General features: G+C 72.0%; 12 protein-coding genes and 1 pseudogene. 8 read left to right on the forward strand and 5 right to left on the reverse strand.

What is annotated here, in order from left to right:
* A pseudogene (locus ABZU69_RS09350) lies at positions 1-475 on the reverse strand (hypothetical protein); the annotation flags it as partial.
* A gap of 446 nt (positions 476-921) precedes the next feature.
* Positions 922-1,065 carry a hypothetical protein gene (locus ABZU69_RS09355; RefSeq protein WP_354963885.1) on the reverse strand — a complete coding sequence of 48 codons (144 nt, stop codon included), beginning with the start codon at positions 1,063-1,065 and terminating at the stop codon, positions 922-924.
* On the opposite strand from ABZU69_RS09355, the gene ABZU69_RS09360 reads away from it, so the two are divergent.
* A complete protein-coding gene (locus ABZU69_RS09360) occupies positions 1,064-2,842 on the forward strand; it encodes a glycoside hydrolase family 6 protein (protein ID WP_354963886.1) in 1,779 nt (592 codons plus the stop codon). The genes ABZU69_RS09355 and ABZU69_RS09360 overlap by 2 nt on opposite strands.
* Positions 2,843-2,961: 119 nt before the next feature.
* Here ABZU69_RS09360 and ABZU69_RS09365 read toward each other — a convergent pair whose 3' ends face one another.
* The 3 genes from ABZU69_RS09365 to ABZU69_RS09375 all read right to left on the reverse strand — a co-directional run bounded on the left by ABZU69_RS09365 (position 2,962) and on the right by ABZU69_RS09375 (position 5,168).
* Positions 2,962-3,348: a hypothetical protein gene (locus ABZU69_RS09365; protein ID WP_354963887.1), complete on the reverse strand. Its 387-nt coding sequence runs from the start codon at positions 3,346-3,348 to the stop codon at positions 2,962-2,964.
* Between the two features lie 285 nt (positions 3,349-3,633).
* Positions 3,634-4,563, reverse strand: coding sequence for a hypothetical protein (locus ABZU69_RS09370; RefSeq protein WP_354963888.1), 930 nt, complete (start codon positions 4,561-4,563; stop codon positions 3,634-3,636).
* A gap of 11 nt (positions 4,564-4,574) precedes the next feature.
* Positions 4,575-5,168, reverse strand: coding sequence for a hypothetical protein (locus ABZU69_RS09375; RefSeq protein ID WP_354963889.1), 594 nt, complete (start codon positions 5,166-5,168; stop codon positions 4,575-4,577).
* Positions 5,169-5,397: 229 nt separating this feature from the next.
* Here ABZU69_RS09375 and ABZU69_RS09380 point away from each other — a divergent pair, with 229 nt between their 5' ends.
* The 7 genes from ABZU69_RS09380 to ABZU69_RS09410 all read left to right on the forward strand — a co-directional run bounded on the left by ABZU69_RS09380 (position 5,398) and on the right by ABZU69_RS09410 (position 14,050).
* Positions 5,398-6,888: a catalase gene (locus tag ABZU69_RS09380; protein WP_354963890.1), complete on the forward strand. Its 1,491-nt coding sequence runs from the start codon at positions 5,398-5,400 to the stop codon at positions 6,886-6,888.
* A 240-nt stretch (positions 6,889-7,128) separates the two neighbouring features.
* Positions 7,129-9,600 (forward strand): nitrate- and nitrite sensing domain-containing protein, encoded by a 2,472-nt coding sequence (locus ABZU69_RS09385; RefSeq protein ID WP_354963891.1) that lies wholly within the window; start codon positions 7,129-7,131, stop codon positions 9,598-9,600.
* Positions 9,600-10,022, forward strand: a complete 423-nt coding sequence (locus ABZU69_RS09390; RefSeq protein ID WP_354963892.1) for a roadblock/LC7 domain-containing protein — start codon at positions 9,600-9,602, stop codon at positions 10,020-10,022. Before ABZU69_RS09385 ends, ABZU69_RS09390 begins: the two co-directional genes overlap by 1 nt.
* Complete coding sequence (locus ABZU69_RS09395; RefSeq protein ID WP_354963893.1) at positions 10,012-10,401, forward strand: DUF742 domain-containing protein; 390 nt, start codon at positions 10,012-10,014, stop codon at positions 10,399-10,401. The genes ABZU69_RS09390 and ABZU69_RS09395 overlap by 11 nt, the downstream gene beginning before the upstream one ends.
* Complete coding sequence (locus tag ABZU69_RS09400) at positions 10,382-10,984, forward strand: ATP/GTP-binding protein (RefSeq protein ID WP_354963894.1); 603 nt, start codon at positions 10,382-10,384, stop codon at positions 10,982-10,984. The genes ABZU69_RS09395 and ABZU69_RS09400 overlap by 20 nt, the downstream gene beginning before the upstream one ends.
* A gap of 105 nt (positions 10,985-11,089) precedes the next feature.
* Positions 11,090-12,127 (forward strand): lactonase family protein, encoded by a 1,038-nt coding sequence (locus tag ABZU69_RS09405; protein ID WP_354963895.1) that lies wholly within the window; start codon positions 11,090-11,092, stop codon positions 12,125-12,127.
* 165 nt (positions 12,128-12,292) lie between these two features.
* Positions 12,293-14,050 carry a substrate-binding domain-containing protein gene (locus ABZU69_RS09410; protein WP_354963896.1) on the forward strand — a complete coding sequence of 586 codons (1,758 nt, stop codon included), beginning with the start codon at positions 12,293-12,295 and terminating at the stop codon, positions 14,048-14,050.
* Positions 14,051-14,081 lie beyond the last annotated feature (31 nt).

Here is a 14,081-nt window from a genome sequence, read left to right on the forward strand (position 1 = left end):
CCTTGCCGTTCTCGTCCTTGCCCTCGTGGTCCTTGCCCTTGTCGTCCTTGCCGTTCTCGTCCTTGCCGTTCTCGTCCTTGCCCTCGTGGTCCTTGCCCTTGTCGTCCTTGCTGTTCTCGTCCTTGCCCTCGTCGTCCTTGCCGTGCTCGTCCTTGCCGTCGCGGCCGGAGGAGTTGTCCTCCTCGCGCCAATCGCCCTTGTCGTCGTGCACCGGCTTGAGCTTCACCTTGCCGGTGACCTTGGACCACACGAAGGCGTGCTCCTGGCGATCCGGGCAGATCTCGAGGAGCTTGACCTCTTCGCCGGCCTTGACGACGTGCGGCTTGGCGAAAACCTTGCCGTCACGGTCCTTGCCACCGTCGTGGTGCCCATCGGCGGACGCGATCCCCGGCGTGAACACCAGGAGCGCCGCACCGCCGAGCGCGGCGCCCGCAACGACCTTCCCGAGCATCTTCTTAGCCATGACCTGCGTCACTCCATCCCTGTTGTCCTGAGCTCGGCGACAACCGAGCTAAGACCGACGTTAGACCGTTTCATGAACTATGAAGGGAAACATTCGCGTTTTGACCTTTACTGTTAGTAAGTGGCAAAGGGGTGCTACGCGGCTTTCTTCCCGCCGAGCGCCGTGTGCGAGCGCGACACCGGGTTCTGCGTCACCACGGTGTTCCGCACTCGCTGTGCCGGCTCGGTCGGCTCATCCGGTAGCGGCGGCGTGGTTCCGCTCGTGCTGGTCGCGCGGTCTCTCGTCCGAGTCGGGTCACGGGCGCCGCCGCCGGAACGCATCGAGCCATTGCCATGGAAGCGCTCCCATGCAAGAATCGGCGCACGCGGTTCGGGGAGCCACACTGCGCAGGCAGGGAAGTCGAGGGCATCCGGTCCGCCGGACGACATCCCGCCGCCGACCGACCGCTCGCCGGTCGTTCACCACCACCACCACCGCCCGTCCGGGTCGGGCACCCCCCGCAGAACCCCGTTGGCGCCGGCGGCCGTCCGTTCCGGACGCCCACCGGGCCGTCTCGCCGGGCCGTACGCGAGCCCGGTCTCGCCCAAGGAGATCAGTGGCATGAATGTGTGGAGAAGGCTGTCCGGCCCACGCCGGGCCCTCGCGCTCGCCGGCGCGGGCGTCCTGGTCGCCGGCGGGTTGGTGACGATCCCCGTCACCGCGGCGCAGGCCGCGACCCAGTGCGACATCGCCTACTCGGCGAACGAGTGGCCCGGTGGCTTCACCGCGAGCATCACCATCAGGAACGTCGGCGACCCGATCAACGGCTGGACGCTCGGGTGGACCTTCCCGAACTCCAGCCAGCGGGTGCAGCAGGGCTGGTCGGCCGAGTTCACCCAGTCCGGCAGCCAGGTCACCGCGCGCAGCCTGTCCTACAACGGCAGCCTCGCCACCGGCGCGTCGACCAGCATCGGGTTCAACGGCGCGTGGAGCGGCAGCAACCCCAGGCCGACCTCGTTCACCCTCAACGGGGTGACCTGCAACGGTGGCACCACGCCGCCGACCACGCCCCCGCCGACGACCCCGCCCCCGACCACACCCCCGCCGACCACCCCGCCGCCGACCACGCCCCCGCCCGCCGGCAGCAAGGTGGACAACCCGTACGCCGGGGTCCGGGGATACGTGAACTCCGAGTGGAAGGCCAAGGCGGACGCCGAGCCGGGCGGCAGCAGGGTGTCCAACAACCCGACCGCGGTGTGGCTGGACCGGATCGCCGCCATCAACGGCACGCCGGACAGCAGCTCCAACGGCGCCTTCGGCGTGCGTGACCACCTGGAGGAGGCGCTGCGCCAGGGCGCCGGCTACATCCAGTTCGTGATCTACAACCTGCCCGGCCGGGACTGCGCGGCGCTCGCCTCCAACGGTGAGCTGGGCCCGAACGACCTGCCCAGGTACAAGGCCGAGTACATCGACCCGATCGCCGCGATCCAGGCCGACCCGAAGTACCGGAACATCCGGATCATCAACATCATCGAGATCGACTCGCTGCCCAACCTGGTGACCAACACCTCCGGGCAGGCTGGCGGCACGGCGATGTGTGACACGGTCAAGGCCAACGGCGCGTACGTCAACGGCGTCGGCTACGCCCTGGCGAAGCTGGGCACGCTCGGCAACGTCTACAACTACATCGACGCCGCGCACCACGGCTGGATCGGCTGGGACACCAACTTCGGCCCGACCGCCGACCTCCTGAAGGCCGCCGCGGTCGCATCCCGCAGCACGGTGGCCAACGTGCACGGGTTCATCGTCAACACGGCGAACTACTCGGCGCTGCGCGAGCCGTACGTCAAGATCACCGACACCGTGAACGGCACGTCGGTGCGACAGTCGAAGTGGGTCGACTGGAACTTCTACGTCGACGAGCAGTCGTTCGCCCAGGCGTTCCGGCAGAAGCTGGTCCAGGTCGGTTTCGACGCCAACATCGGCATGCTGATCGACACCTCCCGCAACGGCTGGGGCGGCACCGCCCGGCCCACCGGACCGGGCGCGACGACCAGCGTGGACACCTACGTCAACGGTGGCCGGATCGACCGCCGGATCCACGCCGGCAACTGGTGCAACCAGTCCGGCGCTGGCCTCGGCCAGCGGCCCAGGTCGGCTCCCGAGCCGGGCATCGACGCGTACGTCTGGGTGAAGCCTCCGGGCGAGTCGGACGGTTCCAGCGAGCTGATCCCGAACGACGAGGGCAAGGGCTTCGACCGGATGTGCGACCCGACGTACACCGGCAACGCCCGCAACGGCAACAGCGCGACGGGCGCCCTGCCGAACGCGCCGATCTCCGGCGCGTGGTTCTCCGCCCAGTTCCAGGAGCTGATGCGCAACGCGTACCCGGCGCTCTGACCGGATCGCTCCCGCACCCACCCGCCGCCGGCGGTAGGTGAGGCACCGCCGGCGGCAGGTTCCCCGGGTCCCCGGTCCGACCGTGACGGTCGGGCCGGGGACCCCCTCGTGCGCCCTGCTCAGGGCACGGTGCGCTCGATCGCCGCCCGACCCTGCTCGGCCAGGTCTCGGCGGGCCTTGTCCAGGTTCTCCGGGGTGAGGTCCTGCCCGCGGGCCATCACCAGATCCTCCGGCTCCCAGGGCTGTTCCGCGCCGGTACGGATGTTGTCCCCGCCGGCGCCGGTGCCCGTTCCGGTCGCCCCGGTGCCGGCGGCGTACGGGTCGCCGAGCAGGTCGTCGGTGCCCGGCGCGAGGTCGTCCGGCCGGTTGCGGGGCTCGCCGAAGGATGGGGTGTCCCGGTCCGGGCCGCCCCCGGTCCGCAGCTGCGGGACGGTGCTGTCATCGTCCGCCGCGGCGGCCATCTCCGGGCTCTCCTCCAGCGGCGGTCGGCGGTCGCGATCGGTCATGGTGCTGCCTCCTGTGTCCGACACGTTGCCTGATCCCCCTCGCGTACCCTCTCGGGCCGTGCCCATGCCCCCCGGTGGGCCGATGCGCGCCGACCGCCCGGCGCGCGGAGCGGCGCTGCTCCGCCTGCGTCTCGTCGATCAGCGGATCTTGTGCCGGCTGGCCATGGTTGTCCATCTGCTGTCGGGTCCCGCCCTGTTCCGGCCCGCTCGGGCGATCCGGCAGGCGGACCGTCCGGGCGTACCGGGGCACCCGGCCGGCTGGCCGGGGTGCCCGTGGTGTGTCGCTCAGCGACCCAGCACGCGGTCCAGGAAGTCCCGGTAGCGGCGTACCGCCATCCGCAGTTGCTCGGTGTCCGCCGAACCGGCGTCCTGCCATCCGCCCAGCGCGTTCTTCTGCGCGGCCAGCGCCGACGCGAGCGCCTGGATGGCCTCCTCCACCAGCGCCTGCGCCTCGCCCGCCGCCGCCTGCGGATCGTCCACGAAGCGCAGCTGCACGTCCCGCCAGCGGTCCCGGAAACGCTGTGCCGCGTCCGCGTCGAGGAGCGTGGCCGGCTCGGCCGCCACGGTCGACCCGACGGGTCGCGACGTACCGGCCGACTCCAACGAGGCGCCGCCGCCACTGGCGGCGAGCACCGGGTCGGCATCCGGCGAGACCGCGTCCGGGTCGACCATCTCCGGAGTGGCGCTGCCGTAGGCGGCCGCGTCCGCGTCACCGCCGGGATCGGTCAGATCACTGCGCCGCTCGGGCCCACCGTCGGTGCTTCCCGGCGGGGCGACGGTCCGCGCGGAGGTGTCCGCGTCGGCCCGGGCGTCGTCGGTCTCCGGATCGGTGCCCCGGCGGTGCAGTTCGGCGGTGGGGTCGGCCCGCAGACCCTCACGCTCGCCGTCCTCGGCGCCGTCGCCGGGCTGGGCGGTCCGCTCGGCCCGGGGGTCCGGCTGATCCTCCGGGCGCGGGCTGGCCAGCGCGGACGCCGCCACCGCATCGGCCACCGTGGTGGCGCCGAAGGTGGTCGGCAGCGGCCCGGGCTCATTGAACCCGCCCTCGTCGGTGCGGTCGTCGGCGGCTGACGGGTCGTCGAAGGTGCCCCGGTCGTCCAGGGCGTCCTCGGGCACGTCCGCGCGACCCGCCCGGTCGCCCGCAGGCGGCACCGGCACCGGCGCGGACCGGACGGCCTCCGAATGGTCGTTGCTCACCTGCTGCTCTTCCTGGCGCATCGGTGGCCTCCTCAGCGGCTCGTGGCGTCGTGCGGGGTGTCCGGATGGCGCTGCTCGGGCGGGCGGTGGCCGACCGGCTCCTCACCGAGCAGGTCGGCGAAGAGTGCCCGGTAGTGCACGACCGCCTGACGCAGCTCCTCGGTGCTGGCCTCGCCCCGGGAATTACGCAGGTGGATCTCGTGCGCGTCCCGGTAGTTGGTCAGCGTGCGAGCGTGGTCGACGGAGAGATGGGCGATCTGGTCCGAGAAGTCCCCGGTCGGGTATCCCTGCTCCTCGATGAGCCGGGTGACCAGCTCATCCGCGTCGCCCACGGTCTCTTGCGGCGAGTCGACGAAACGGACCTGAAGCTCCTCCCAGGCGGCGGCGTAGCGGGCCCGGGACTGCGGGGTGAGCGGCGTGAGCGTGAGCTCGGCGTGCCGGCGTTCCCGGTCGCGCAGCTCGCGCTCCGCGGCGGACCGGCTGTCCTGCTCCGCCACCACCCGGTCGTACTCCGGCCCGAAACGGCCGCGCAGCGCGCGACGTCGGCCGAGTGTCCGGACGGCCACGACCAGTGCCGCGATGGCCAGCACGACGAGCACGATGACGATTATCTGCGTGGGCGACATGGCTCCTCCTTCGTCACCTCGTATTCCCTCGGCGCACTGATCGCCAATCCCGATCCGGGGCACTTTCCTCATCGGTTCGTGTCCGGTGTCGCGGGACCTGCCTCCGATCGTGCGATGACGAGGGCCACAGCACGGGATCCGGCCAAAACTTGACTCGTTCCAGAAAGCGCGATTGTGTTGGATGGTTCGCCCCGGCCGGCAGCACGAAACACCCATCTGGAGGAGAGCGATGAGCGACCCACAGGCCAGCAAGCCGATCCTCACCACCCGGCAGGGCCACCCCGTGCACAACAACCAGCAGCAGCGGACGGTCGGTTCGCGCGGCCCCGCCACGCTGGAGAACTACCACTTCCTGGAGAAGATCAGCCACTTCGACCGGGAGCGCATCCCGGAGCGGGTCGTGCACGCGCGCGGCTTCGTCGCGCACGGCGAGTTCGAGACGTACGGGACGATCGGTGACGAACCGGCGGCCACCTACAGTCGTGCCAAGCTGTTCCAGACCAAGGGCAGGAAGACTCCGGTCACCATCCGGTTCTCCACCGTCATCGGCGGCCGGGACTCCTCCGAGGCCGCCCGCGACCCGCGCGGCTTCGCGGTCAAGTTCCGCACCGAGGACGGCAACTGGGACATGGTGGGCAACAACCTCCAGGTCTTCTTCATCCGCGACGCGATCAAGTTCCCCGACGTGATCCACGCGCTGAAGCCGGACCCGGTGACCTTCCGCCAGGAACCGAACCGGATCTTCGACTTCATGTCGAACACGCCGGAGTCGATGCACATGCTGACCTGGCTCTTCTCCCCGTACGGCATCCCGAAGAACTACCGCACCATGCGGGGCTCCGGGGTCAACACCTACCGTCTCGTCAACGCCCAGGGCGAGGCCGTGCTGGTCAAGTTCCACTGGATGACCCAGCAGGGCGAGCACAACCTCACCCAGGCCGAGGCGGACGCGATCCAGGCCACCGAGCTGGGCCACGCCTCCAAGGACCTCTACGAGGCGATCGAGCGCGGCGAGTACCCGCAGTGGGAGCTCAACGTGCAGATCATGAGCGACGACGAGCACCCGGAGCTGGACTTCGACCCGCTCGACGACACCAAGATCTGGCCGGAGGAGCAGTTCCCCTACCTGCCGGTGGGCATGATGACCCTCAACCGCAACATCACCGACCACCACGACGAGAACGAGCAGATCGCCTTCGGCACCGGTGTGCTGGTCGACGGCATCGACTTCTCCGACGACAAGATGCTGGTCGGTCGCACCTTCTCCTACTCGGACACCCAGCGCTACCGGGTCGGCCCGAACTACCTCCAACTGCCGGTCAACCGGCCGCGCGAGGACGTGCAGGTCAGCACCAACCAGGGCGGCGGCCAGATGTCGTACGGGGTGGACCACCGGGGCGGCAACCCGCACATTAACTTCGAGCCGTCCTCGGTCGCCGGTCTCCAGGAGGCCGACGAGTCCTACCGGGAGTACCGCCCGTTCGTCTCCGGGCAGATCATGAAGGCCCCGATCGAGCGGCAGAACAACTACTCCCAGGCCGGCCGGCGCTTCCGTGAGATGGCGGACTGGGAGCGCGACGACCTGATCCTCAACCTGACCACCCTGCTGGCCCAGTGCGACAAGCACATCCAGGAGAAGATGGTCTGGCACTTCAGCCAGTGCGACGAGAACTACGGCCGGCGGGTCGCCGAGGGGCTCGGCATCGCCGCCGACGCCTGATCCGCACCGCGCCACGACGAGCGCCCCGCCGGTCCGCCGGCGGGGCGCTCGCCGTAACGGACGGATTGCATGTCGGAGCGTCCATGTTGGCGCGACAGGCGGTAGTGCAACGCGGTGTGATTACGTATCCTGCCCAAGGCGCCCGCGCCCGTGCCCGGCCCCATGGCCGGGCGCAACCGGCCGGCGCGTTGCCCGGCGGTGCCGGCGCACCTCCTGCCACCCCTGCACGGGCGAGGTCTGATGAGAACCCGCGACTGGCCGATCCGCTCGAAGCTGACCGCATTGGTCGTCGCGCCGGTGACCGCGCTGCTGGCGTTGTGGATCTTCGCCACCACGCTGACCTTCGGTCCCGCCCTGAACCTGCTCTCCGCCCGCACCCTGCTGTACGACCTGGGCCGCCCCGGCGAGGTTGTGGTCACCGAGCTGCAACGGGAACGCCGCCTCTCGGTGGTGCAGCTCGCCGGCACCACCGAGCTGCCAGCCCTGGTCGAGCAGCGGCAGCGCACCGACCGGGCGGTCGCCGAGCTGCGCCGCCGGGTCGACGGGGAGGAGCTGCGCGACGCCGCCGACGACCTGCTCGACACCCGGGTCGACCAGCTGGTCACCGCCCTCGCGGCGCTGCCGGCCGGCCGGGACTTCATCGACGACCGCAAGGTGGACCGGACCGGCGCCATCGGCCTCTACAGCGGCATGATCTCCTCGGCCTTCCAGGCGTTCGCCGGCATGGCGAACCTGACCGAGCCCGACCTCAACCGGCAGGCGCTGGCGCTCACCGCGCTGGGCCGTTCGCGGGAGCTGCTCGGCCAGGCCGACGCCCTGCTGGCCGGCGCGCTGGCGGCAGGCCGGTTCGCCGAGGGGGAGCACACCCAGCTCGTGCAGGCCATCGGCAACCAGCGGTGGCTCACCGAGAGCGCGGTGGCCGACCTGCCCGAGGCGGGTCGGGCCGCGTACCAGCGGCTGACCGATGGTGCGGCGTTCACCCGGCTACGCACCATGCAGGACGCGCTGGTCGTGGCCAACCGGTCCGGCCGGCCACCGGTGGACGCGGCGACCTGGCAGGCCAGCCACGACGCGGTGCAGCAGCAGCTGCGCGACTTCGAGCTGGCCGAGGCCGAAGGGCTCGCCGACCGCTCGGTGCCGATGGCGGTCCGGATCCTGGTCCGGCTGGCCGCCGCCGGGGTGCTCGGGCTCGTCGCCGTGGTGATCTCGGTGCTGGTGGCGCTGCGGGTCGGCCGGACGCTGGTCCGACGGCTCGGCGGGGTCCGCACCGCCGCGCTAGAGCTGGCCGAGCACCGGCTGCCGGACGTGGTGACCCGGCTGCGCCGTGGTGAGCAGGTCGACGTGGCCCGGGAGGCGCCCCCACTGGAATACGGCCACGACGAGATCGGCGAGGTTGGGCGAGCCTTCACCGAGGTGCAGCGCACCGCGGTCCAGGCCGCGGTGGACGAGGTCACCCTGCGCCGAGGGCTCAACGAGGTCTTCCTCAACATCGCCCGGCGCAGCCAGAGCCTGGTGCACCGGCAGTTGCACCTGCTGGACCGCATGGAACGTCGCGCCGAGGACCCGGACGAGCTGGCCGAACTGTTCCAGGTGGACCACCTGGCCACCCGGCTCCGCCGACACGCCGAGGACCTGGTCATTCTCGCCGGCTCCGCGCCGGGCCGGGGCTGGCGCAACCCGGTCGCGATGGTCGACCTGATCCGGGGCGCGAGCTCCGAGGTCGAGTCGTACGACCGGGTGGACATCACCGCCGTGCAGCCGGCCGGCGTGCTGGGCCGGGCCGTCGGCGACGTCATCCACCTGCTCGCCGAGCTGATCGAGAACGCCACGGCCTTCTCACCGCCGGACACCCGGGTCACCGTCACCGGGGAGCAGGTGGCCAGCGGGTACGCGCTGGAGATCACCGACCAGGGGCTGGGGATGTCCGCCGCGGCGCTGGAGAGCGCCAACGTCCGGCTCGCCAGCTCGCCCGAGTTCGACCCGGCGCAGAGCGCCCGACTCGGTCTCTTCGTGGTGGCCCGCCTCGCCGCACGGCACGGGGTGCGGGTGCGGCTGCGCCCGTCCGGGGAGGGCGGGGTGACCGCCGTGGTGCTGGTCCCGGCCGACCTGATCACCACCGAGCCGCCGGCCGGTCCCGATCCGGCCGGGCTGGGCGCCGCGCCGGCCGGCCCGGACCGGCGGCTGGCCCGGACCGGCCGGCGCGCTGCCGTGCCCCGGCCCCGGGCCGGCCGCAACCGGTCACTCACCGCCCCGCTCACCGCCAGCGCCCCGGCCGCCCGACCCACCGGCACACCGGTGCCGGACCCGGCGCCCGCGAACGGGCCGGGCGCCAACGGGTCGGGCGATGGCGAGTTGTCGCCGACCGGACCGGCCACGGTCCGCGGGCCAGGTGACGGTGCGGCCGACGGGGTGCCGTCCGGCGGCGAGGCGGTGGACGAGCTGGACGGGTTGCCCCGCCGGGTGCGGCGACGTACCCCGGCATCCCGGCCCCGGTCGACGGTCACCGACACCCCGACGCCCCGATCGCCCGAGGAGGTGCGTCGGGTGATGTCGGCTCTCCAGGCCGGCACCGCCCGGGGCCGCGCCACCGTCGTCCCCCCGGCCGCCGGCCCGATACCTGTCCGAGCCGCCGACCCGGGGCCCACCCCGGCCGCCGACCCCGCGCCCGCGGCGGCCTCCGAACCCCTGACCGCGACTGAGAGGGACGCCTAGTGCCGCATTCGACGAAGCAGAGCGCAGGCCTCGACTGGCTGCTCGACGAGTTGGTGGAACGGGTACCGGCGGCTCGGGAGGCGGTGGTGCTCTCCGCCGACGGGCTGCTGCTCGGCTCCTCGGCCGAGCTGGAGCGCTCCGACGCCGAGCACCTCTGCGCCCTCGCCGCCGGCTTCTCCAGCCTGGCCCGAGGCGCGAGCCGGCACGTGGACGGCGGTCCGGTCCGGCAGACCGTGGTGGAGATGGAGTCGGCGTACCTCTTCGTCACCGCCGCCGGGCAGGGCACCTGCCTGGCCGTGGTGAGCGACACCGACGCGGACATCGGCCTGGTCGCGTACGAGATGGCGATGCTGGTGATCCGGGTGGGGGAGTACCTCACCGCGCCAGCCCGATCGTCGGCGGGCGCCGGTGATGCGAACTGAGCCGCCCGGGCCGCAGCACGAGTGGCTGGACGGCGACGCCGGCCCGGTAGTGCGCCCGTACACCCTCACCGGCGGCCGGGTACGCTCCGCCGTCGATGGGTTCGACCTCGTCGCGTTCGTACTGGCCGGGTCGGATCTCGACCCGGCGGCCGACCCGCGGCTGCTCCCGGAGCACCGGCGGCTGGTCGCGCTGGCCCGCCGGCCGGTGTCGGTGGCCGAGCTGGCGGCCGAACTGGACCTCGCGGTCGGGGTGGTCCGGGTGCTGCTCGGAGACCTCCTCGCCCGGGGCCTGGTCGCGGTGCACGAGCCGCCGGCCGCCGGCCACCTTCCTGACAACGACATCCTCAAGGCGGTGGTCAGTGGACTTCGTGCGCTATGACCATGCGGGCTCCGGCACCACCATCCCGCTGGCACTGAAGATCCTGATCGCCGGGGGCTTCGGGGCCGGCAAGACGACGCTGGTGAGCGCGCTGAGCGAGGTTCGGCCGTTGCAGACCGAGGAGGTGCTGACGGGCGCCGGGATCGGCACCGACGACATCTCCGGGGTGGAGGGGAAGTCGACCACCACCGTGGCGATGGACTTCGGCCGGATCACCATCAACGACGATCTCCAGGTCTACCTGTTCGGCACACCGGGCCAGGACCGGTTCTGGTTCCTCTGGGACGAGCTGGCCTTCGGCGCACTCGGCGCGGTGGTGCTCGCCGACACCCGGCGGCTGGCCGGCTGCTTCCCCTCCATCGACTACTTCGAGCAGCGCGGCATCCCGTTCGTGGTGGGTGTGAACTGCTTCGACGACTCCCGCCGATTCAACCTGGAGACCGTACGCCGGGCGCTGGACCTCGACCCGGACGTGCCGATGGTGCTCTGCGACGCGCGGGACCGGCAGTCCGGCAAGCTGGTGTTGATCTCCCTGGTCGAGCACGTGGCCCGGCAGCGCGGCGAGCCGGTGCCGGCCGCCTGAGTCGCCGCCGCGGCGCCGATCCCCGGCCGGAAAGCCGGTTAACGGGCCGGCATCGCGGGCAGCCTCTGGTTGGATCGACGCAGGAAGCCGGCGGAGGGGTTGGACGTGAGTGGTCAGGTCGAGGTCGTCCACATCGGGGTTTACACCGCGCAGAGCGGCGGGCGGGGCAGTGGCATCGTCGCGGCCCGCCGTGACCCGGCCACCGGGGAGCTGACACCGCTCGGCACGGTGGCGGTCACCCCGTCGCCCTCCTTCCTGGCCCGGCACCCCACCCGCCCGGTGCTCTACGCGGTGAACGAGCTGACAGACGGGGAGGTCAGCGCCTGGCAGGTCGGCCCCGACGGGGCGCTGGATCCGCTGGGCAGCTGGTCGACCGGCGGCGCGGACCCCTGCCACCTGGCCGTGCTGCCCGACGGAGGGCATCTGGTGGCGGCCAACTACGGCGGCGGCAGCGTCGCGGTCTTCCCGCTCGACGGGCGGGGCGTGCCCGGTGAGCGCACCGACCTGGTGGTGCACGAGGGGCACGGCGCCGACCCGGAGCGTCAGGAGCGGGCGCACAGCCACATGGTCTCCCCGGGCCGCGGTCAAGGGCCGCTGCTCGCGGTCGACCTCGGCACCGACTCGGTCTACCGGTACGACCTGGACGGCGCGAGCGGTCGGCTGGTGCCCCGCCGGCCCCGGATCCGCACGGCGCCCGGAACGGGCCCCCGGCACCTGGCCCGCCACCCCGACGGGCGGCGCTGCTACCTGGTCGGCGAGCTGGACGCCTCGGTCACCGCGTACGAGCTGACCGACGACGGCGCGCTGCACCAACGCGGCCGGGTCGAGGCGAGCGAGCGAGCCGGCCATGTCCAACCGTCGGAGGTCGCGGTCGCCCCGGACGGCCGGTTCCTCTACGTCGCCAACCGGGGTGTGGGCACCATCGCCGTCTTCGACCTGGCCGGCGAGCTGCCCGAGCTGGTGGCCGAAGTGGACACCGGTGGCGAGTGGCCCCGGCACTTCGCGTTGATCGGGGAGCACCTGTACGTCGCCGACGAGCGGGCCGACATGGTGCGGGTTTTCCGGCGGGACGCCGGCACCGGCGTCCCGTCGCCGATCGGCGAGCCCGTGCCGGTGCCGAGCCCGACCTGCGTGCTGCCGTGAGCTGTGGAGCCGAGGGGGCGAGACGTGAGGCTGGCACCGATTTGGCAACACCATGGGGCCGCTTCATCACTCTGTGTTGCTAAACAGCGATCAACTGTTTCTCCTCCGTAACTTTAGTCCGAACGGATGTGGCAGAGGGGGCACCTTGTACGCAAGATGGTCACCGTGTCAGCAGGCCGCCATCGCATGCGTTCGAAACTTCATCTAGCAGCCGCCGCCGCTACGGCGACGGTGCTCGTCGTCACGACCGGCGTCTGGTTCGGCTATCGGGAGCTGATCCAGCCGAGCTGTTCGGGGGAGATTCGGCTCGCCGTGGCAGTCGCCTCCGAGCTCGCGCCGGCGGTGGACGCCGCCGCGTCGCAATGGGTCAAGGACGGCGCCGCGGTAGGCGGCACCTGCATCCGCGTGGACGTCTCCGCCTCCGACCCCGTCGACGTGGCCGCCGTGGTGGCGGCCAAGCACGGTGCCGTCCTGGCCGGCGTCGGGCAGGCCAGCGGCACCGCCATCACCCCGGACGTCTGGGTGCCGGACTCCTCGACCTGGCTGCTGCGGTTGAAGAAGGACGCCACGGCGTTCGCTCCGACCAACAGCGCCTCCATCGCGCGCAGTCCCGTCGTCGTGGCGATGCCCGAGCCGGTGGCCGGGCGGTTGGGCTGGCCCAAGAAGAAGTTCACCTGGACGGACCTGCTCAAGCAGGTCAACAACCCGGGCACCCCGCTGCGTACCGGGATCGTCGAGCCGACCCGGGACGCGGCCGGCCTGTCCGGCCTGCTGTCGTTGACCGCGGCGGCCAGCGCCGCCGGCGGCGACGCGCAGCGCAACACCGTCGGTGCGCTGCGGGCGCTGGCCACGGGGCGGTCCTCGCTCCGCAACGACCTGCTGGCCCGGTTCCCGGCCGCCACGGACCCGACGTCCATCGCCAGCGGTCTCGGCGCGGCGGCACTGTCCGAAGAGGACGTGATCGCCTACAACAGCAAGGAGCCGCCGGTAAAGCTCGCCGCGCTCTACATGGAGCCGGCGCCGATGCCGCTGGACTACCCGTACGCGGTGCTGCCCGGCATCGAGCCGACCAAGGCCTCGGCGGCCCGGGTGCTGTACGAGTTGCTCACCACCCGCGCGTTCCGCGACCGGCTGGCGGCGCAGTCGCTGCGCGCGCCAGACGGCAACTGGGGCGCCGGCTTCAAGGCGCCGCAGGGTGCGCCGAGCCCGGCCGGCGGCGCGTCGTCCGCGCCGCCCGCCGGCGGCACCGCCGCGGGTGGCCTGGACCCGGCCGCGATACAGCGGGTCGTCTCCAGCTGGTCGATCGCCACCCAGTCCGGCCGGATGCTTGCCGTCGTCGACGTCTCCGGCTCGATGAAGGCAGAGGTGCCGAGCGCCAACAACCGGAGCCGGGAGGAGGTCACCGTGGACGCGGCCCGCCGCGGCCTCGGCCTCTTCGACGACTCCTGGTCGATCGGCCTGTGGACCTTCTCCACCAAGCTGGTCGGCAGCCGGGACTACAAGCAGCTGATCCCCATCGGCCCACTCTCCGCCCAGCGGGCCCAGCTGGAGGGGGCGCTCGGCTCGATCAAGCCCTCCAGCGGCGACACCGGTCTCTACGACACCACGCTCGCCGCGTACCAGGCGGTGCAGGAGGACTGGCAGCCCGGCCGGGTCAACTCCATCGTGCTGTTCACCGACGGCAAGAACGAGGACACCAACGGCCTCAGCCAGGCCCAGTTGCTCGCCAAGCTGAAGCAGATCGCCGACCCGGAGCGACCGGTCCAGGTCATCATGATCGGTATCGGCGAGGGCGTCAGCAAGGCCGAGCTGGAGTCGATCACGAAGGTGACCGGTGGCGGCAGCTTCGTCACCAAGGACCCGAGCGAGATCGGCAACATCTTCCTCAACGCCATCGCGCTCCGCCCGCCGGCGCCGCGCTGATTCGAGGCACAGCCGCGAAAGGGGCCCGCCG

The organism is Micromonospora sp. NPDC005206 (genome assembly GCF_040608175.1).
Taxonomy (GTDB): Bacteria; Actinomycetota; Actinomycetes; order Mycobacteriales; family Micromonosporaceae; genus Micromonospora.